The sequence below is a fragment of the Methanoculleus sp. genome, from assembly GCF_035363275.1.
GTDB lineage: Archaea > Halobacteriota > Methanomicrobia > Methanomicrobiales > Methanoculleaceae > Methanoculleus.
On record NZ_DAOSET010000029.1, the window covers coordinates 18,914 to 36,397 of the forward strand.

The 17,484-nt window shown below is 61.5% G+C and carries 16 protein-coding genes; 5 read left to right on the top strand and 11 right to left on the bottom strand.

Features of this window, described 5'->3' with window-relative positions; translation table 11 throughout:
- Window positions 1-92: 92 nt before the first annotated feature.
- A complete protein-coding gene (locus PLN84_RS07865) occupies window positions 93-878 on the top strand; it encodes an MBL fold metallo-hydrolase (protein ID WP_292386638.1) in 786 nt (261 codons plus the stop codon).
- An 8-nt stretch (window positions 879-886) separates the two neighbouring features.
- Here PLN84_RS07865 and PLN84_RS07870 read toward each other — a convergent pair whose 3' ends face one another.
- The 7 genes from PLN84_RS07870 to cofG form a co-directional block, all read right to left on the bottom strand.
- On the bottom strand, window positions 887-2,173 hold the full coding sequence (locus PLN84_RS07870; RefSeq protein ID WP_292386639.1) for a PAS domain S-box protein: 1,287 nt from the start codon (window positions 2,171-2,173) through the stop codon (window positions 887-889).
- A 302-nt stretch (window positions 2,174-2,475) separates the two neighbouring features.
- Complete coding sequence (locus PLN84_RS07875) at window positions 2,476-3,654, bottom strand: hypothetical protein (protein WP_292386641.1); 1,179 nt, start codon at window positions 3,652-3,654, stop codon at window positions 2,476-2,478.
- Window positions 3,655-3,877: 223 nt separating this feature from the next.
- Window positions 3,878-4,159: a ferredoxin-thioredoxin reductase catalytic domain-containing protein gene (locus PLN84_RS07880; RefSeq protein WP_292386642.1), complete on the bottom strand. Its 282-nt coding sequence runs from the start codon at window positions 4,157-4,159 to the stop codon at window positions 3,878-3,880.
- Window positions 4,156-4,887 carry a phosphoribosylformylglycinamidine synthase I gene (gene purQ, locus PLN84_RS07885; protein ID WP_292386643.1) on the bottom strand — a complete coding sequence of 244 codons (732 nt, stop codon included), beginning with the start codon at window positions 4,885-4,887 and terminating at the stop codon, window positions 4,156-4,158. Before purQ ends, PLN84_RS07880 begins: the two co-directional genes overlap by 4 nt.
- 3 nt (window positions 4,888-4,890) lie before the next feature.
- Entirely contained in the window at window positions 4,891-5,133 is a 243-nt protein-coding gene (gene purS / locus PLN84_RS07890; protein WP_292386644.1) for a phosphoribosylformylglycinamidine synthase subunit PurS, read from the bottom strand.
- Window positions 5,130-5,855 carry a phosphoribosylaminoimidazolesuccinocarboxamide synthase gene (purC, locus tag PLN84_RS07895; protein ID WP_292386645.1) on the bottom strand — a complete coding sequence of 242 codons (726 nt, stop codon included), beginning with the start codon at window positions 5,853-5,855 and terminating at the stop codon, window positions 5,130-5,132. The genes purS and purC overlap by 4 nt, the downstream gene beginning before the upstream one ends.
- Before the next feature lie 47 nt (window positions 5,856-5,902).
- Window positions 5,903-6,892, bottom strand: coding sequence for a 7,8-didemethyl-8-hydroxy-5-deazariboflavin synthase subunit CofG (gene cofG, locus PLN84_RS07900; protein WP_292386646.1), 990 nt, complete (start codon window positions 6,890-6,892; stop codon window positions 5,903-5,905).
- Window positions 6,893-7,122: 230 nt separating this feature from the next.
- On the opposite strand from cofG, the gene cofC reads away from it, so the two are divergent.
- Window positions 7,123-7,770 carry a 2-phospho-L-lactate guanylyltransferase gene (gene cofC / locus PLN84_RS07905; protein WP_292386647.1) on the top strand — a complete coding sequence of 216 codons (648 nt, stop codon included), beginning with the start codon at window positions 7,123-7,125 and terminating at the stop codon, window positions 7,768-7,770.
- On the opposite strand, the gene cofE is transcribed toward cofC, so the two are convergent.
- Genes cofE through glyA form a run of 4 tightly spaced genes read right to left on the bottom strand, consistent with a single transcriptional unit; the run spans window position 7,696 to window position 11,403 of the window.
- Complete coding sequence (cofE, locus tag PLN84_RS07910; protein ID WP_292386648.1) at window positions 7,696-8,502, bottom strand: coenzyme F420-0:L-glutamate ligase; 807 nt, start codon at window positions 8,500-8,502, stop codon at window positions 7,696-7,698. The genes cofC and cofE overlap by 75 nt on opposite strands.
- Window positions 8,499-9,308, bottom strand: coding sequence for a dihydropteroate synthase (gene folP, locus PLN84_RS07915; protein ID WP_292386649.1), 810 nt, complete (start codon window positions 9,306-9,308; stop codon window positions 8,499-8,501). Before folP ends, cofE begins: the two co-directional genes overlap by 4 nt.
- On the bottom strand, window positions 9,290-10,135 hold the full coding sequence (gene folD, locus PLN84_RS07920; protein WP_292386650.1) for a bifunctional methylenetetrahydrofolate dehydrogenase/methenyltetrahydrofolate cyclohydrolase FolD: 846 nt from the start codon (window positions 10,133-10,135) through the stop codon (window positions 9,290-9,292). Before folD ends, folP begins: the two co-directional genes overlap by 19 nt.
- On the bottom strand, window positions 10,132-11,403 hold the full coding sequence (gene glyA / locus PLN84_RS07925) for a serine hydroxymethyltransferase (RefSeq protein ID WP_292386669.1): 1,272 nt from the start codon (window positions 11,401-11,403) through the stop codon (window positions 10,132-10,134). Before glyA ends, folD begins: the two co-directional genes overlap by 4 nt.
- A 189-nt stretch (window positions 11,404-11,592) precedes the next feature.
- On the opposite strand from glyA, the gene PLN84_RS07930 reads away from it, so the two are divergent.
- The 3 genes from PLN84_RS07930 to PLN84_RS07940 are packed head-to-tail and all read left to right on the top strand — an operon-like array spanning window position 11,593 to window position 16,426.
- Complete coding sequence (locus PLN84_RS07930) at window positions 11,593-12,237, top strand: hypothetical protein (RefSeq protein ID WP_292386651.1); 645 nt, start codon at window positions 11,593-11,595, stop codon at window positions 12,235-12,237.
- 18 nt (window positions 12,238-12,255) lie between these two features.
- Window positions 12,256-15,699 (top strand): chromosome segregation protein SMC, encoded by a 3,444-nt coding sequence (gene smc / locus PLN84_RS07935; RefSeq protein WP_292558680.1) that lies wholly within the window; start codon window positions 12,256-12,258, stop codon window positions 15,697-15,699.
- Complete coding sequence (locus PLN84_RS07940; RefSeq protein ID WP_292386654.1) at window positions 15,692-16,426, top strand: ScpA family protein; 735 nt, start codon at window positions 15,692-15,694, stop codon at window positions 16,424-16,426. The genes smc and PLN84_RS07940 overlap by 8 nt, the downstream gene beginning before the upstream one ends.
- Window positions 16,427-17,484 lie beyond the last annotated feature (1,058 nt).

Genomic DNA, 17,484 nt, shown 5'->3' on the forward strand with positions numbered 1-17,484 from the left:
CCGTCTCACCAGATGATGGTATCCCGGATCCCAAGGCTTTTTGTGCACACCTTCCCTGGTCTTAAATATCCGCACGGCCCACCATTTCTACAATGGAATTGATCGTCCTCGCCAGCGGGAGCAAAGGAAACTGCACCTATCTGCGAGGGGAGCAGGGTGCGCTGCTCATCGACGCGGGGCTCTCGGCGCGTGAGACCCTTCGCCGCCTCTCGGACGCCGGTGGGGATCCGTCGCTTATCGCGGGGATTCTTGTCACCCACGAGCATATCGACCACATCCGCGGTGTCGACGTCCTGGCAAGGAGGCTCGGCGTGCCCATCTACGCGACCGGCGGCACGCTCGAGGCGTTCAATGAAAAATGCGGCGCGACGTCGGCAGAGGTCAGACGCTGTCGGTGCGGCGAATCGTTCTCTATGGGCGACTTCTCGGTCGAGCCCTTTGCCGCCTCCCACGACGCCCGGGAGCCCTGTGGGTTCTGTGTCACCGAAGGCGACCTCCGTATCGGGTGCTGCACCGATACGGGCACCGTCACCACCCCCATGTTCGACCGGTTCGCATCCTGCGACGCCGTCCTTCTCGAGAGCAACCACTGTCCCGAGATGCTTGAAAACGGCCCGTACCCCGCATACTTAAAGAGCCGGATCCGGTCGAAACGCGGGCACCTCTCGAACCCCGACGCCGCCCGCTGCCTGCAGAGGCTCGCCGATCACATTCACATGGCGGTGCTCGCTCACGTCAGCGAGGTCAACAACACGCCGGAGAGGGTGCTCCTCTCCGCGCTCGAAGGACTCGGGTTCTACTCCGACCAGGTCGGGATCACCGTCGCCCCCCAGGACCCGGGAGAGGTGCACCCGGAGTCCTACGGATTTCGGCTCTAAGAGGCCGCTCACGCTCTCCGGATCGTGCAGACCATGCCGATCACGGCACCTGAGGCATCGGCGATCGGATCGGCGGAGATGCGGACCGGCTGGTTGGAATCATCCTTTCTCACGAGCGCCGTCTCTTGTGTGCGCTCTACAGACCTGCCCTCTCCGAGAACCCCCCGGGAGAGGGCCTCCCGGATAGCCTCACCTGAGAAGAGGTGCCATATCGGCTTCCCGGCCAGTTCGCTCTCTGCGTAACCGGTCAGGAGCTCAACTACACGGTTCACGAGGACGATTGTCCCGGCGGCATCGGTGGTGATTCTCCCCTCTTCGGGCTCAGCCACGTTCAGGGTGCCCTGTTCGATCGAGGAGTCCAGCCACTCCTCGACGGCCTTCCGCTCGGTCATCTCGATAAAGTAGAGGAGTCGCTGGAGTCGCTGGTTCGTACGCTCGAGTTCGGCGGTCCGCTCGGCGACGAGTTCCTCCAGGTGCTCGCGGTAACGGTGCAGTTCCTGCTCCGCCTTCTTCCGCTCCGTGATATCTCTGACGACGGCTATAACAAGTGTCTCATACAGCGGCACAACGCGGGCTTCGTAGTGCCGGTTCACCCCGGCTTCAGCGTGGCTGAACTCCAGCGGCGCGGCAGGCAGACCTGTCCGGACGACCTGCTGCAGCGCATCGCCAAGGGCCTCTCCGATCTCCGCCGGGAGCAGGTCCTGCACTCGCCGCCCGAGAAGCGTCCGGAGCGCAAGCGGCACCTCCGCGAGCGTACCGGCCCTGGATTCGAGGATCGTGCCGTCGGCGTTCAGCCGGAGGAAAAGGTCGGGAAAGGCCTCGATCACCGCGGTCAACTCAGATGTGGTCTGCCGGAGACATTCTTCGATCAGGACCTGCTTGGTGACGTCCCGGACGGCAAGCAGGCTGAAACCGCCCTCGACCGGCGCTCGACGGAACTCGAGATCGCGCACCTTCTCGTTCCTGCAGACCACGCTGGCGACCAGGGTGCTCTCTTCTCCCCGGAACAGTTTCTGTGCCCTATCCTGCACATTTCGCCGGTATGCCGGGTTCGGGTGGGCCCGTTCGAACCATACATGCATATCCGGGACCTCCTCCCGGGTATACCCGGTGATCCTGGTAAACGCCGGGCTCACGTACCGGCATCTGCTCTCACCGTCCACCAGAACGAGTCCATCCGGTACTTCATGGAGGATCGAGAGGTAGATCTCCGGGAGAAGGCGAGACGACTCCCGGACGGCGTTTGTGCCGGCTGTTTTCCCGCCGGTACCCTGCATTGTATTGTTTCCTGTCATTGCGGCCGATCCTCCCCGCGTATCTGCATATTCCGGCTCCAACACGCTCTCCGTAGGTGGTTTTGCCTGCCAGGGTAGATATATTCATCGCTATGGCTTTCCACTCTATCTGGTCGATCAGTCATTTTAGTGAGTATCCCGGGGCGTTGCCGCGAATAAACACATCGGCGGGAGGCAGTTGGCGATTGCGGAGCCGGGGTTTTGAGGGAAGGTGAGTTCCCGGGTTCACCCTGGAGTGTATCAAGAACGATGCGGGGGCCTGCGCATTATCTGGTCCGGGGATCGTTTTGGTGTGAAGTCTCTCAGTCTTCCCCGATCTTCAGGATGTGCATGCAGTACTGGTCGATGCTGGTGAAGAAAACAGATCTCGCCCGTTTTGCCCGGTCGTCATCCCCTTCGATGAAGTCACGGAGGGTGTACTCAAGCGTCGTAATGTAATAGTCCCGCGCGGCGGAAGCCTTCTTTGCTTCTTCAAAGCAGAGATAGCTCTCAGTCTTACGGTTACACATCACCTCGAGCACGGCATCAAGCATCAGAAGCAGGTGCCGGGGAAACTGCTTCAAGATTGCGAGTTTCCGGAAACTGGCGTAGGATGCCGGCTGTAACCCGAGGATCGCAAGTTTCAGCCCGAAGTAGATCGGCTCATGGGCCTCAGGGTACTGCTGCATCATCTGCTTGACGACGGCAGCGGCATCGCTCCCGTTGCGCTGCTCCATGTGGACGTTAAACGCCCCGGCCAGGAACCGCATGTCGTCCGGGAACCGCTCCGTTGCCTGGGCAAGGAGGAGCTGCCGGCGCTCGATATCTGCCTCCTGCTTCGCCCGCAGGATGCCGATGCGGTAGAGTTCCGGTTCGCCCGGGAACCAGGTGAACGCCAGGTCGAGCATGAACCAGAAGATCAGGTTCAGCCGGGCATCTTTCCGGTCGAAGACCCCGAGACGGTCGAGCGGGACGTGGGAGCGGCAGAGGGTCAGCATCTCCTCACGGGCCCGGAGTTCCGTATCATCGGGACGAAGATCCGGTTTCCGGTTCGTTGCGCGGGACTGGGCGTAGTAACTGTACGCAATTGCGGCATTGACCCGCCCGTCATAGTTCCTGTAACGGGCCAGGTACTCAACAGCCTGGTGGTAATTCCCGGTATCGATCAGTTTGAGGCCCGCAACCACGTCAAGCGTCGCCCGCCCTCTCCTCCGTCGCTTGTTCCCCATGGCGTGCCGGAGGATCTTTTCCAGGAACTCCGGCGTAGGGATCTCGCGCGTGGCGTTGAGGAGCGTGAGGGTGGTCGCATCGATGAAATCGTCGTATGACCTGTCGTCCAGGTCGGGGAACGTCCGGTCGAGGGTGGTGGCGACGTGCCCGAAGAAGACCGGCAGGTTCCCTTCCACCTGAGCGATATTCTTCTCGATATAATCGTCCATAGTAGCCCGGAGCTGTTCAAGCCGCCTGGTCCGGAGCGCTTCGGGCTGCCACGCACCTTCCATGCACCTACAGGTTGAAAGCCAAAGAGATATTTGTTTTTATATTCTCCCGAAAATCAACCGGCCGAAGGAGTATCCGCTCTCGTATCGGTGCCCCTCCTTCTACGCGATCTGCCGGTCCTGCAGGGGGTGTTGCGATCTTTTGCGCAGCATGGATCTGCCTATCGGAGGTTATGTGCGCAACATCCACGGGGCTTTGACCCCGTGGACGGTGTCAAAAAGGGTTCTATTCCGATGGTCCCTTGAAGAAGAGCCTGCAGTGGCAGGCCCCCTCTTCTTCGATCTCTTTCTCGTGGTGAACGCAGGGGCAGATGATGGTCTGATCTTTCTTGGGGTCCCCGCTCCGGATCCTGCAGGGGCAGTATCCCGCCCCATACCGTTCCTGGTTCCGGGCGAGCCCGCGGAGAACGGCTTCGAGCTGCCTCTCGTCGACATTCAGGATATAGCCTTTCTCCTTTGCGAGCTGCTTCGCCCTGCTCCGTGCTTCTTCAATTCCATCCTCATTCATTGCAGAAACTCCTGGTGTGTCATTTGCCGGTGCCCGTGTTGTTCGATATAGGTCATCATCGACTTAAATATCTTGATCCCGTCCACCGACCCGAGCACAGCCTCGCTCGCCCGCTCGGGGTGCGGCATCATCGCGAGCACGTTTCCGGCCTCCGAGAGGACGCCGGTGATGTTCTTCGTCGACCCGTTCGGGTTGCTCTCCGGGGTCGGGTTGCCGTGCTCGTCGCAGAACCGGAACGCGACCCTTCCCTCACAGTTGAGGCGCGCGATCACGTCCTCCGGGGCGACGTACCGCCCCTCCTTATGGGCGATCGGGACCCGGATGACCTCCCCTTCCCGATAGAGAGCGGTGAACGGGGAGGTGGTGTTCTCGACGCGGAGATAAACGTGTCGTGAGATGAACTTCGGGTAAGCATTCAACGTGAAAGTGCCGTCGACCAGTCCAGCCTCCGAACCTATCTGCGCACCGTTGCAGATCCCGAGGACCAGCCCTCCGTCTTTCGCGTGCCTGACGATCTCGGCCATGATTGGGTTCCGGGCAGCGATGGCCCCCGCCCGGAGGTAGTCCCCGTACGAGAACCCCCCGGGGAGCACCACGGCATCGTAGGAGCGGGCCAGCCCGTCCTTATACCAGACGAGGTCCGTATCGACCCCGCAAACCTCCGCGAGGACGTGGTAGACGTCCCGGTCGCAGTTGCTGCCGCCGAACTGCACCACAGCAAATCTCATGCCTCACGTGACCTCAATCGTGTAGTGGTGGATGACGGGGTTTGCGAGGAGCCGCTCGCACATCCGGGCGCCCTCCTCCCGTGCCGCCGCAGCATCCGCTGCGTCAAGCGTGACCCGGAAGAGTCGCGCCGTGCTCAGGTCCTCGGTCGGAAACCCCAGGTTCGTGAGGGCGTGCCGGATGACACGCGCTTCAGGATTCAGCATTCCCTCTTTGAGCGCAATGGTGATGGTGACGATGTACCTCATGCAGATTCTTCTCGTGGAGGGGCGAGTATCCGTTTTGCGACGCCGGCGTAGGTCTCCATGACATCTCCCTTACTGAAACGGTATACATCCTTGTCGAGAGACGCCGCGGTCTCCTTGTCCCAGAGCCGCATCGAGTCCATGCTAATCTCGTCGCCGACGACGATCTCATCGTCGTTGCGGCCGAACTCGAGCTTGAAATCGACCAGGGTGATACCGCGTTCGTCGAGGTACTCCGAGAGCACCTCGTTTGTCGCGAGTGCCAGAGCCTTGATCTGGTCGAGTTCCTCGGGGGTAGCCAGGCCGAGCGCGTAGATCAGGTCGTCGTTTAACATCGGGTCATGGTGAGCGTCGCTCTTGTAGTCGATGACGATCACCGGCGGGTCGAGTCTCTGTCCTTCGTCGAACGGGTAGTTGCGCACGAGAGACCCGGCCGCAACGTTCCTGACGATCACCTCAAGCGGGATCATCGCAAGGCTCCGCACCGCGAAGGTGGCGGGCTCGACGCTTTCCAGGTAGTGGGTCGGAATCCCGTTCTCTTCCAGGTACCGGAAGAAGAAAGAGGAGACTTCCGCGTTGTATCTCCCCTTGCCGCTCAGAGTATCTTTCTTCCCGCCGTCGAATGCCGTTATGTCGTCCCGGAACCTCATGATGTATATGCCGGGGTCGTCAGTGCGGTAGACGGACTTTGCTTTCCCTGTGTAGAGGAGGTCAACCTGCTTCATGGCAAATCTCCTGATAGGTGTTGTCGGGATAAATGATGAGGGTATGCTCACTCCCCCCGGCCGGGTACCGCGATCCTCCCGGCGAGGTCCCGGATCAGGGGTTCGAGCAGGGGGGAGTACCACCCCTTCTCGATATACTGCGGGTAGATGCAGAGCCTCTCCCGGAGTTCGGCGTCTCCGGCCACCAGCCTGAGTTCGTCGATCTGCGGCCAGGGATGTTCGGGGTTGACGTAGTCGATGGTGAGCGGGGAGACCCCGCCGAGGTCGTTCACGCCGCACCTGACCAGATGGGCAGCGTCTGCGAGGTTTGGTGGTATCTGCACTGCGACGTCTGCCGGGAGGAGTTCCCGGGCAAGAGAGATCGTCGCGCAGAGTTCACTTGTGCCGGGTACTGCCGCATCCGCCATCGGTGTCTCCGGCTTCGGGCAGAAGTTCTGGACGATCACCTCCTGGATGTGGCCGAACCGTCGATGGAGGTCCCGGATGACCCGGAGCGACTCTTCGCGGTCCTCCATCGTCTCGCCGATCCCGACCAGGATACCGGTCGTAAACGGTATCGAGAGCCTTCCGGCGTTCTCGATCATCTCGATCCGGATCGCCGGATCTTTTCCGGGAGAGTCCCTGTGTGCGGCGACGTCTGCGGTCGTCTCGAGCATCAGCCCCATGCTCGCGTTCACCCCGCGGAGCCGGTCGAGTTCTTCATAGGTAAGGATGCCGGCGTTGGTGTGCGGCAGGAGGCCTCTTCGTACGGCCGCAAGCGAGAGGTCGTAGACGTAGTCGAGGATATTCGCGTAGCCGAGTTTTCCGAGCAGGGGAGTAAAACCGGGCATCGCGCCCGGCCGCTCCCCGAAGGTGAAGAGCGCCTCCGTGCAACCGATGGCTGCGCTCGCGTCCAGGGTCCGGATCGCCTCACCGGGAGGCATGATGCACCCCTCCTGCACCGGGGTCCGAAAACAGCAGTAGCCGCAACGGTTCGCGCAGACCGTTGTCAGGGGGAGAAATGCGTTCCTCGAAAAGGTGATCACGCGGCGGTGCATGGGTATATGTCGGCACTTCCGCACATGAACCTTCGGGAGAGGGTCGCGCGGAACGGGCAATCCGGCCGGAGCCTCGCCGGATCTCTCGCGGCTGCCAGCGCGTATTCTTTCGCGCGGACGGGCGTTGCTGACAGCCGCGAGGGATGCTGCTGGTACATACGGCGGGCCGGGTTCTCCGGCGCGCAACCGTAACGATGCCTTTTTGATACTGCCCCGACAACCGTTTCACGATGTACTTCCACGCGCTCATTCCCTTTAAGCCCACGAACCCCAAGACGCGCCTCTCCTGCATCCTCAACCAGGAGGAGCGGGAGGCGTTCGCCCGGGCGATGCTTGAAGACGTGATCGCCTCCGTGCTGAAGTCCGGGTGCAGCGCCACCCTGCTCTGCACCCACCCCTTCAAGCACGAGAACGCGCTCATTGCCGTCAGGAAGGAGCCGCTGAACGAGGCGATCAACTGGGCGCTCGGGCAGTTCCACTGCCCGGCGCTCCTCATCATGGCCGACCTTCCCCTGGTGACGGCCGGGGATATCCAGCGGCTGATCCGCACCGAGAAGGATATGTCCATCGTGCCCGGCCGGGGCGGCGGGACGAACGTCATCTTCTTGAAGAAGCCGAAGTGCTTCCACGCCGACTTCTACGGCGCAAGTTTCCTCGACCACCTGCGGGTTGCAGAGGAGTGCGGCTTCTCCGTCGATGTGATCGACTCGTTTCGGATGTCGACCGACATCGACGAGAAGGAAGACCTGGTTGAGATCCTCATTCACGGAAAAGGGAAGAAGAGCAGGGAGTTCCTGGAGAACTCAGGATTTTCTCTTGTTATCGACGAGAAGGGCCGGGTCGGTGTGGAGCGCGACGCCCATAAAGAGACACTCTGAAGCGTCGATGGTGGCGACTCCGGTGTAGTCGCCGACGGGAAGCCCGATCCCCCGCACCACCGCCGCGGGGACGCACTCTCCCGCCTCTCCCATCACGAGTTCTGCGGCCGATGCGATACAGTCCGCCACCGCCCGCTTGGTCACCTCGAGCTCGCGCCCGAAGAGATCGCTTTTCCCGCGCTCGTCAAGAACCGAGGGAATGCCTGAACACCCAATGGCAACCCCGCTGCACCCAAGACGCATCGCGTGCGTCCGCGAGTCGATAACGATGACGCCGACGTCCACTCCCGACCGCTCTCTAATCGTTGCGCGTATCCCCTGCGCGGACGCATCCGGGTCGGCGGGGAGGAGGACGACGGAGCCGGGCGGAGCGTTGGAGGCGTCGATCCCCGCGTTCGGGAGGAGCGTTCCGTTCTTCATGCAGAGCAGGAACCCGGGAATGCCCCCGACAACCCGGTCGCTCTCCCGGAGCACCACCTCGACGAGGTGGGGGTCCATCCGGTAGTCTTCAGCGAGCCGGAGCGCTTCTGCTGAGGGCTCGATCTCGGCCAGTCGTGCGACCCGCCCTTCGGCGGTGGCCACGGCGGACTCCGCAACGACCACGATGTCCCCCGCCTGAACCCCCCGGGACTCCGAGCGTTCGGCGGCTGCAAGGATGTGGGTCGCCATATCGTCACCGGTCCGAACCAGGGGTGTCGCAAGGCCGTAAACGTGAAATGATGGTGTTGTCATGCTATCCTTATCTTCTCGTAAACCCGAAGGAGGTCGGCGGTCTCCCTGACATCGTGGCTCCGCACGACGGCTGCTCCCTCTCTTACCAGCGCCATCGTGAGCGCGAGCGTACCGGCGAGCCGCCCTTCGGGCTCTCTTTCAAGCAGATCCCCGATGAACGTCTTCCGCGATATCGCGGCGAGCACCGGGCGTTCGAAGGCCGAGAACGCCCCGAAGTTCCGACAGAGTTCCCAGTCGTCCTCGCTCGTCCGCTCCGGGACCCATCTCCCGACTGCTGGATCGAGGACGTATTCATCGATCCCGTAGCGCGCGCACCGCGCTATAACCGCCTCGAGCGCCGAGAGCGTAGCGGCAAGACCGACGGCATCGCCGGGCTCCTTGAAACTCGCCATCGCAAAGACCGGCAGCCCGGAGTCGGCGATCGCCCGCGCATACCGCTCGTCGGCAAGGCCGGAGATGTCGTTCACCGCATGGATGTCGTGGCGGAGGCAGACGTCGAGCACTTCAGGGTGCCGGGTATCCACCGATAGGGTGATCCCGGTCCCGTCAAACTCGGCGAGTGCCGCATCCACCCGTTCCGCCTCTTCGGCGACGGTTATGGGAAGCGTGCCCGGGGCCGTACTCCGCGCCCCGATATCGATCATATCGGCGCCCGCTTTACGCATGGCAAGGGCGCGATCGTAGAGCCTCCCGGTCGGGGTGTAGGAGCCCCGGTAGAACGATTCGGGGCTGCAGTTGATGACACCCATCAGGCGAACCGGGGCGCCGCCCCCGATCCGGAGGCGGTTTACCGTACAGTGCCGCATGTTCGTAACTTGGCCGCCAGAAAGGTGTTCTCCATCAGGGTTGCGATCGTCATGGGGCCGACGCCGCCGGGGACCGGGGTTATCGCTCCCGCCCGGTCGCGCACCGCCTCAAAATCGACGTCGCCGTGGAGTTTGCCCTGCTCGTCGTAGTTGATGCCGACATCGATGACCGTCGCCCCGGCCTTGATCATATCCGTTCCGACAAATTTCAACTTTCCAATCGCGCTGACAAGGATATCGGCGTTTCTCATCTCGTCCTCAAGGTTCCTTGTCTTCGAGTGGCAGATGGTGACGGTTGCGTCGGCGTTCAGGAGCAGGGCGGCCATGGGCCTGCCCACATCGATGCTCCGGCCGACGACGACCGCCCGCTTTCCTGCGATCGGGATCTTGTACTCGTCGAGAATCGTCATGATTCCCTGCGGGGTGCAGGGGGCAAAGACCGGGGTTCCGGCGAGAAGCCTTCCGAGGTTGCAGGGGTGGAATCCGTCCACGTCTTTGCCGGGTGCGACCGCATTGATCACCCGGGTGGTGTCTACCCCGGAGGGAAGCGGCAGCTGGACCAGGATGCCGTCGATCTCCGGGTCGTTGTTGAGGCGCGTGACCGTCTCAAGCACCCGCTCGGTGGAGGCGTCCTCCGGGAGTTCGATGCCGACGGACCCGATACCGACGCGCTCGCACGCCCGGTGCTTCATGCGGACGTAGAGTTTCGACCCCGGGTCTTCGCCCACGATGATGGTTGCGAGGCGCGGGTAGAGCCGGGACTCTTCTATCTCCTCCTTGAGGATCTCGAGCCTCTTCTCCGAGACTGCTTTACCGTCGAGTATCATGCTACTTCAGGGTGGAGGGGATACTTGCTCGCAAGGGCAATAACCTCTTCCCTCACTTCGGTAATCGCCTTCTTCGAGGTCTTGTCTCTCGCGATATCCTTTACGACCCGGCCGATCCAGTGACCGATCTGCTTCATCTCCTCCTCTTTCATGCCGCGGGAGGTGACGGCCGGCGTGCCGATCCTGAGACCGCTCGTCACGAAGGGGCTGAGTTGTTCGCGGGGGATGGTGTTCTTGTTCACGGTGATGCCCGCCTCGCCGAGCGCGACCTCGGCCGCAAGACCCGTGAGGTGCTCGCCGTTCGCCGAGACTCCAGTCAGGTCGAGGAGGATCAGGTGGTTGTCGGTGCCGCCGGAGACGAGGTCGAGCCCTTCCTGGTCGAGGACCTCGGCCATCGTGCGTGCGTTCTTGACGACCTGTCTGCAGTAGTCCTTATACGCGGGGGTCAGCGCCTCCTTGAAGCAGACCGCCTTCGCGGCGATGGTGTGCATCAGGGGGCCGCCCTGCATGCCGGGGAAGATGGACTTGTCGATGGCGGCAGCATCCTCTTTGCTGCACATGATGGCGCCGCCGCGGGGGCCGCGCAGGGTCTTATGCGTCGTCGTCGTCACGATGTCGACGACCCCGACCGGGGAGTTGTGGTATCCGGTTGCACAGAGCCCGGCGATGTGGGCGATGTCGGCCATGCACCTTGCGCCGACGGTATCGGCGACCTCCTGGAACGCCTTAAAGTCGATCTCGCGCGGGTAGGCGCTCGCACCGCAGACGATCATCTGTGGCTTGACGATCCGGGCCATCTCCTCGATAGCCGCGTAGTCGAGTGTCTCCGTCTCGTGGTCGACACCGTAGTGGAAGATGGAGTACCAGCGTCCGGTGATGTTGACCGGCGAGCCGTGGGAGAGGTGGCCGCCCTGGGTGAGGCTCTGGCTCATGATCTTGTCTTTGTAGCCGAGGTAGGCGAAGTAGACCGCCTGGTTTGCCTGGCTCCCCGAGTGCGGCTGGACGTTCGCGTGCTCCGCCCCGAAGAGTTCGCACATCCGGTCGCGCGCCAGGTTCTCCACGACGTCATGGAACTCGCAACCTCCGTAGTAACGTTTGCCGGGGTAGCCCTCGGCGTACTTATTGGTCATGATAGAACCCATCGCCTCGAGAACTGCAATGCTTACGACGTTCTCGGAGGCGATCAGTTCCAACCCGTTGACCTGACGCAGGCGCTCTTTCTCGATGAGGCCCGCGACTTCTGGATCGAAGTTTGCCAGATGAGACATGCAGAAATGGGTTGCCCCGACGAGGTAATATGCTTTCTTTTGCATGATCTATTCGTGACGGGTGCTTATCCGGCAGCCGCTGATTATTCCTCTCTTGCATCCCGGATAAAATGTAATAGTTCTTCTTTTCGAGAGATCCATAGTAATATTATTACGTAATTATTATCAAGGATTAATTCGAGGGAGACAATGGCTCAGAAGGATGCGAGGATACGGTTCCTGGAGCGAGAACTCGCGGAGCGCGAGAAGGAGATGGAGACGATGAAGGTCTATGACCAGCCGCCGGTATCGGAGGCGGTGGGAAGAGAGCATCCGGAGGCAGAGGAAGAGCGCCTGCAGGCCCTGGAACGGAAGGTGCGGGATCTCGAGGCCCTGGTGAAAGGCCTGATGGAAGAGGTCCTGGATCTCAAATCCGTGGCGATGAAACTCTCCCGGGAGACGGAAGAGCGCCGGAGGAGGCCGGTGGCGGCCGAAGAGAGAAAGGCCGCGACCACGCTTCGGGCGGAGCCTCGCGCCGGTGCCGAACCTGCGGCACCGTCGCCTACCGCGGCACCCCGCACACCCGCGCGCCCGGTGGAGAAGCAGCCGGAGGCGCCCGCCCCCGATGTCGGGGAGATGGATCTCATCATGCAGAACGACGGGACACTGAAGCCGGAACCGAGGCGGTCCTCGGAGTACATCGTTGCCAGCGCCCGGTTCGGGAACGCCCCGGTGAAGGGCCGGGGGAAAGGGGGCAAAACGTCCGAACGGACACTCTTCGTGGAACAGAAGAAGCGTTCCGTTGACGATGTCATCCAGGCTGAAGAGGATGATACGGTCGACCTTGAGCGGTAGTGAAAGGGAGCCTGATCCTTGTACATTACGCAGCTTGAGATCGACAACTTCAAGTCTTTCGCAAGAAAGACTAAAATTCCTTTTTTCGAAGGATTCACCGTCGTCTCAGGCCCGAATGGTTCCGGGAAGAGCAATATCATCGACAGTATCCTCTTCGTCCTGGCCCTCTCGGGGGCACGGGGGCTGCGAGCCGAGAAGCTGACCGACCTGATCAACGTCAACTCCGGGAAGAACACCGCCGAGGTGACGATCACGCTTTCGGACGGCACGACGATACGCCGCCGGATCAAGCGGACGCCGGCGGGATACTACAGTTACAACTACTTAAACAACCGCCTCTGTAAGCAGGGCGAGGTCGTCGAGTTCCTTGCGAAACTCGGGATCAAACCGGAGGGCTATAACGTCGTGATGCAGGGCGATATCACCCGCATCATGGAGATGAGCGACGGCGAACGGCGCAAAATCATCGATGAGATCGCGGGTGTCGCCGAGTTCGACCATAAGCGCGAACAGGCGTTCTCGGAACTCGAGGTGGTGCGGGAACGGATCGAGCGCGAAGAGATCCTTCTCTCGGAACTGGTGGCAAGGCTTGATGCGCTCCAGCACGAGCGTGAGCAGGCGGTGGAGTACCGGCGGCTGCAGGGAGAACTGGAACGCCTCGAACAGTGCCGGGGTGCGGCGCTCGTCCGGCAGAAGGAGCAGGAGATCGGCACCCTTCACGACCTGATGCTCGACCACCAGGCGACGATGAGCCGCATCGCCGGCGAGGCCGAGGCTCTCGGCACAAGCCTTGAAGCGGCACGCGGGCGCCAGCGTGCGGCCGAGGAAGAGATCAACCAGAAGAGCGGTCCCGAGTATCTTGAACTCGTCGGACGGCTCGAGGAGGCGCGGGGCGGGATCAAGGTCGGCGAGAAAACCATCGAGCGGCTGAACGCCGACCGGAACGAGAACCTCGAGGCGGTCCAGCGGGTCTACATGGACAACCGGCGTGCCGAGGCCAGGGTCGAGGAGTGTGCCGCGCAGATCCGCACCCTCTCGATCGACCGGGCGAATCTCGCCATGGAACTTTCGACGCAGCACGAGCGATTGAAGACGGTCGAAGCGCGCATAACGAGCGAGAGTAAGGAGGTCGAAGGGATAAAGGACCAGCTCTTCGCCCGGATGCAGGACCTCGAGGGCAGAAAAGAACTCCGGGCGAAGATTCTCCACGAACAGGATATCCTCATCGAGAAGAGCCGGATGCGAACGTCGGAGCGGGAACGCCTGGATGCGCGTATCCACCAGATCGTGGAGGAACTGGAGAACAAGCAGGCCCAGGTCACGGATTACTCCTCCTGCATGGCCGACTGCGAGGTGGAGAAGCGCCGGATCGAGCGCGAACTCTCCGAGGCCGAGAGTACGCTCTTTGCACGGCGCTCAGCCCTTGACCGGTTGAAGAAGGAGATCCGGGAGAACGAGCAGAGCCTGATGCGCCTTGAAGCGCAGCAGCAGGCGCAGGGCGATGCCGGCGGGAGAGCGATGGACGCTGTCCTTGGCATGGAGGGTGTCCACGGCACCGTTGCGCAACTCGGGCGGGCGCCGCAGGAGTATGCGACCGCGCTCGATGTGGCGGCGATGGGCCGGCTCCGCTGGGTGGTCGTCGATACCGATGCGGTGGCATCGGATGCTATCCGCTACTTGAAGGAGAACCGTCTCGGGCGGGTCACGTTCCTGCCGCTCAACAAACTCCGCCCCCTTATCCTCTCGCCGCTCGAGGCGGACCCGGGCGTCGTCGGCTACGCGGTCGACCTGCTCGAGTTCGATCCGGCGTTCGACCGCGCGTTCCGGGTCGTCTTCGGCGCGACGGTGGTGGTGGATACCCTTGAGCGGGCGCGGCGGATGATGGGCCGCTACAAGATGGTCACGCTTGACGGGGACTTTGTCGAGAAGAGCGGCGCCATGACCGGGGGCTCTCAGGGGAAGAAGGTCCGCGGGTTCGGTGTGGCGGTCGACGACGAGATCATGCGGGTCCGCGCGACGCTTGCCGGTCTCGAAGCCGAGGCGGGGGAGATAGAAGCGTCTATCGGCCGCCTTGCTGTGGCTGCAGAGGCGAAACGGGCGGAGCGGAGTGCGGTCGACGAACAGGTTGCCCGCTACCGCATGCTTGTCGAGGAGTTCCGGAAGCGCACCGAGGTGCTTGCGGGGGAAAGACAGACCCTCGAAGCGACCCTGGAGGAGATGCTCGAGGGTGCGAAGACCGGCGGTGAGGAACTTGCGCGGCTTGAAGTGGACCTCGAGCGGACCGCCGGGGAGATCGCGCGACTCTCGGTAGAGGTTGACGACCTGAAGAAGAAACTCGATGACACCGAGATTCCTGCTCTCACCGAGCAGTATGAGGGTTATCGCAAGTCTGTGGAGGATATTGAGCGCCGGCTCCGGAATAAGGACGCCGATATCACCGATGCCAAACGCGAGCGGCAGCACTTCGCGAACCGCGCAGAAGAACTCGCCCTCGAGCGGAGCCGCCTCGAGGCGAAGAACCAGGAGATCGATGCCGAGATCGCTGCTGCGAAGGAGCAGATCGAGCACCAGCGCCGCCTGATCGTTGTGCTCGAGGCGCGACAGAAGGAGTTTTCCGACGAACTGGCCGATCTTCACGCAGAGCGGGACCGCATCCTCGGTGAGATCCGGGTGCTGGACCAGCAGGCTCTTGAACTCTCGGGCGCGATGGAGCGGGCCAGGATGCAGATCGACGCCCTCACGGAGCGGGAACACTCGCTGCTCGCGGAACTCGGGGCGCTCCGGGAGCAGGCTGGCGATGCGGAGACCGATCTGGATCTCCCTGCCATCGATGCGGGGATTGCTGAGGCTGAGCGGGCGTTGAAAAAGATCGGCGCGGTAAACATGCTCGCGATTGAGGAGTGCGACCGGGTCGGTGCGCGTGTTGAGGAGCGGACCGCAAAGAAGGAGGTCCTCTCCCGGGAGCGGACACTGCTTCTCGACCGGATAGAGCGGTACGAGAAGATGAAGTACGATGCCTTCATGACCGCGTTTGGCGCGATAGATACGAACTTCCGGGAGATCTTCGCGCGGCTGACCGACGGGAGCGGCAGGCTGGTCCTCGAGAATGAGGAGGACCCGTTTGCCGGCGGCATGACGTTTGCGGTGCAGCCGCGCGACAAGAAAGTCCACCTCCTCTCTTCGCTCTCCGGGGGCGAGAAGTCGCTCACCACGCTTGCGTTCATCTTCGCTATCCAGCAGTATATGCCCGCGCCGTTCTACGCGCTGGATGAGGTGGATATGTTCCTGGATGGGAACAATGTCGGCAGGATTGCTGCCATGATCAGCGATCTCACCGGGAACGCGCAGTCGATCATCGTCTCGCTCAGGAAGCCGATGATCGAGCGCGCCGACCGCATTGTGGGCGTGACGATCCGCGCGGACAAGAGCACCTACGTGACCGGTGTGCAGAACAATGGATGAAGAACCCGTCGAGATCCTGGTAGGTATGGCCGAGCGGGGGGAGGTCGACCCCTGGAACATCGATATCGTCGATGTGACGGACCGGTTCCTTGCCGAGCTCGACCGCCGCAAAGAACTGGACCTGCGGGTCTCCGGGAGGACACTCTTTTACGCCGCGTGTCTGTTGCGCCTGAAGTCGGATTACCTTGAGGGGTGGGACGGCGATGAGGAGGAGGACCTGATCTCCGATGAGGATGAGGAGCCTCTGGCCTACCTTGATTTTGATGCTGAACCCGGGGATGGGGGCGAGCCGATGGGCCGTCTGGAGCGTGAGATTCAACGCCGTCTTGGGAGGAAGAACCTGCGAAAGCGCCCGCCGGTCACGCTCTACGAGCTCATCAAGCAGCTCAAGACGGCGGAGAAGGAGCAGCGCCGGAAGCAAAGGAGACGGATAACGGTTGCCCGGGAGCCGGATCTCGACCTCAGTGCCGGGGACGTGGTGGCGGTAGCGCATGACGAGGGGTACCAGAAGGCGGTCGCGGTCGTGATGGAAGAATTCCGGCGAGCCGCACGAGACGGGGATCCCCTGACGCTTGATGACCTCTCCGGGGCAATGGGGCGGACCCGGCGGGAGGTGTACATCCCCCTTCTCTTCCTGATGCTCGAGGGAAAACTTGCCATCTGGCAGGACGAGTTCTTCGGCGAGATCTATGTCGGCGACCATATCCCTGATAATGGTTCTGGATAGAGTCGGCGCGGCCGGTCGTGCCTGATCCGGGGTGGGGCAGGCAGGCACAGTGAAGTTAGTATTCTGGTTCTTTTTTAAATATCTCGAAGGATTGTGCCCGTTTCCGGATCCGGGAGGCTGCGCGCGGAGGGGTTTTCCCGGAGCAGGACCTCGTTTTGGAGCCCATGCGATGGTGAGTCGGGAAGAATTCTCAGCCGGATGCCGGTTCTGGGTGCGGGTCCGGGGTAAACCTTTATATGTCGGTGGGAGCAACATGTAATAGTCAAGTCGGAGGTGATTCCCGCGCCTGATTCTGCATTCTGGTGCAGAATGTCGGGGGCTTCCGACGCATATGGGGGTCTGAGCCGGGTGCTTGGATCCGACGGGGCAGGGAAATGTTTATATAGCATTGACGACAACATTGTAAGGCTGTGTTGTCGGGGTGTCAGGCCGTGCAGCCCCTCGGGGTGGTCTGGTCTGTTGCCCTCTTCAACCGTTATGAGGGCCCAAGTTTCAGCTTGGGTCTGATACGGGTGACAATGTTTATATGCCTGGAAGTTCAATATGTATTCTCACAAGGCCTTTCCGGCAATCGTTTAATGCGATTACCTGGCTCGGGTCGGGAATACAATGAATTCCCGGTTCGACTCCTGAAGGGGGGACACAATGTTTATATCCTATGCGATACAAACATTATTTCCTCGCTCTGGTGAAACGGGGCGCCCGAGACATGATGTCTTGGGCGGGTTCTGCGATCGGACCGGGAATTCACTCTGAATTTCCGGGATGGATCCTGAAGCAGGATGAAAACGTTTATATGCAATGAGATACAAACGTTAATTCCTGCGCAGGTGAAGTGCTCCGGTCTGATTCGGGCCGGATTCCCTGTATCCAAAAAGGACATGAAGGTTCGAGCCATCAAATCTCGAATCTGATGCAGGAAGCAAATGTTTAAATACTTCAAAAATAAACATTGTTTTCCTGTTGATGGAGAATCAACGCGACCGCGCAAATCGCGGGTTGATTCTGACGTTGGCATTGGCAATGCGGAAATTTGTTCAGTAACCGCTAATTCCTCC

Excerpts from the sequence above, each read along its gene's own strand:
- purQ (WP_292386643.1), bottom strand. The coding sequence starts at position 4,887 with ATGAGATTTGCTGTGGTGCAGTTCGGCGGCAGCAACTGCGACCGGGAC.
- glyA (WP_292386669.1), bottom strand. The coding sequence starts at position 11,403 with ATGTCTCATCTGGCAAACTTCGATCCAGAAGTCGCGGGCCTCATCGAG.
- PLN84_RS07875 (WP_292386641.1), bottom strand. The coding sequence starts at position 3,654 with ATGGAAGGTGCGTGGCAGCCCGAAGCGCTCCGGACCAGGCGGCTTGAA.
- folD (WP_292386650.1), bottom strand. The coding sequence starts at position 10,135 with ATGATACTCGACGGTAAAGCAGTCTCGGAGAAGAGGCTCGAGATCCTC.
- PLN84_RS07870 (WP_292386639.1), bottom strand. The coding sequence starts at position 2,173 with ATGACAGGAAACAATACAATGCAGGGTACCGGCGGGAAAACAGCCGGC.
- folP (WP_292386649.1), bottom strand. The coding sequence starts at position 9,308 with ATGCGGCACTGTACGGTAAACCGCCTCCGGATCGGGGGCGGCGCCCCG.
- PLN84_RS07880 (WP_292386642.1), bottom strand. The coding sequence starts at position 4,159 with ATGAATGAGGATGGAATTGAAGAAGCACGGAGCAGGGCGAAGCAGCTC.
- cofE (WP_292386648.1), bottom strand. The coding sequence starts at position 8,502 with ATGACAACACCATCATTTCACGTTTACGGCCTTGCGACACCCCTGGTT.
- PLN84_RS07865 (WP_292386638.1), top strand. The coding sequence starts at position 93 with ATGGAATTGATCGTCCTCGCCAGCGGGAGCAAAGGAAACTGCACCTAT.
- PLN84_RS07930 (WP_292386651.1), top strand. The coding sequence starts at position 11,593 with ATGGCTCAGAAGGATGCGAGGATACGGTTCCTGGAGCGAGAACTCGCG.
- purC (WP_292386645.1), bottom strand. The coding sequence starts at position 5,855 with ATGAAGCAGGTTGACCTCCTCTACACAGGGAAAGCAAAGTCCGTCTAC.
- purS (WP_292386644.1), bottom strand. The coding sequence starts at position 5,133 with ATGAGGTACATCGTCACCATCACCATTGCGCTCAAAGAGGGAATGCTG.
- cofG (WP_292386646.1), bottom strand. The coding sequence starts at position 6,892 with ATGCACCGCCGCGTGATCACCTTTTCGAGGAACGCATTTCTCCCCCTG.
- cofC (WP_292386647.1), top strand. The coding sequence starts at position 7,123 with ATGTACTTCCACGCGCTCATTCCCTTTAAGCCCACGAACCCCAAGACG.
- PLN84_RS07940 (WP_292386654.1), top strand. The coding sequence starts at position 15,692 with ATGGATGAAGAACCCGTCGAGATCCTGGTAGGTATGGCCGAGCGGGGG.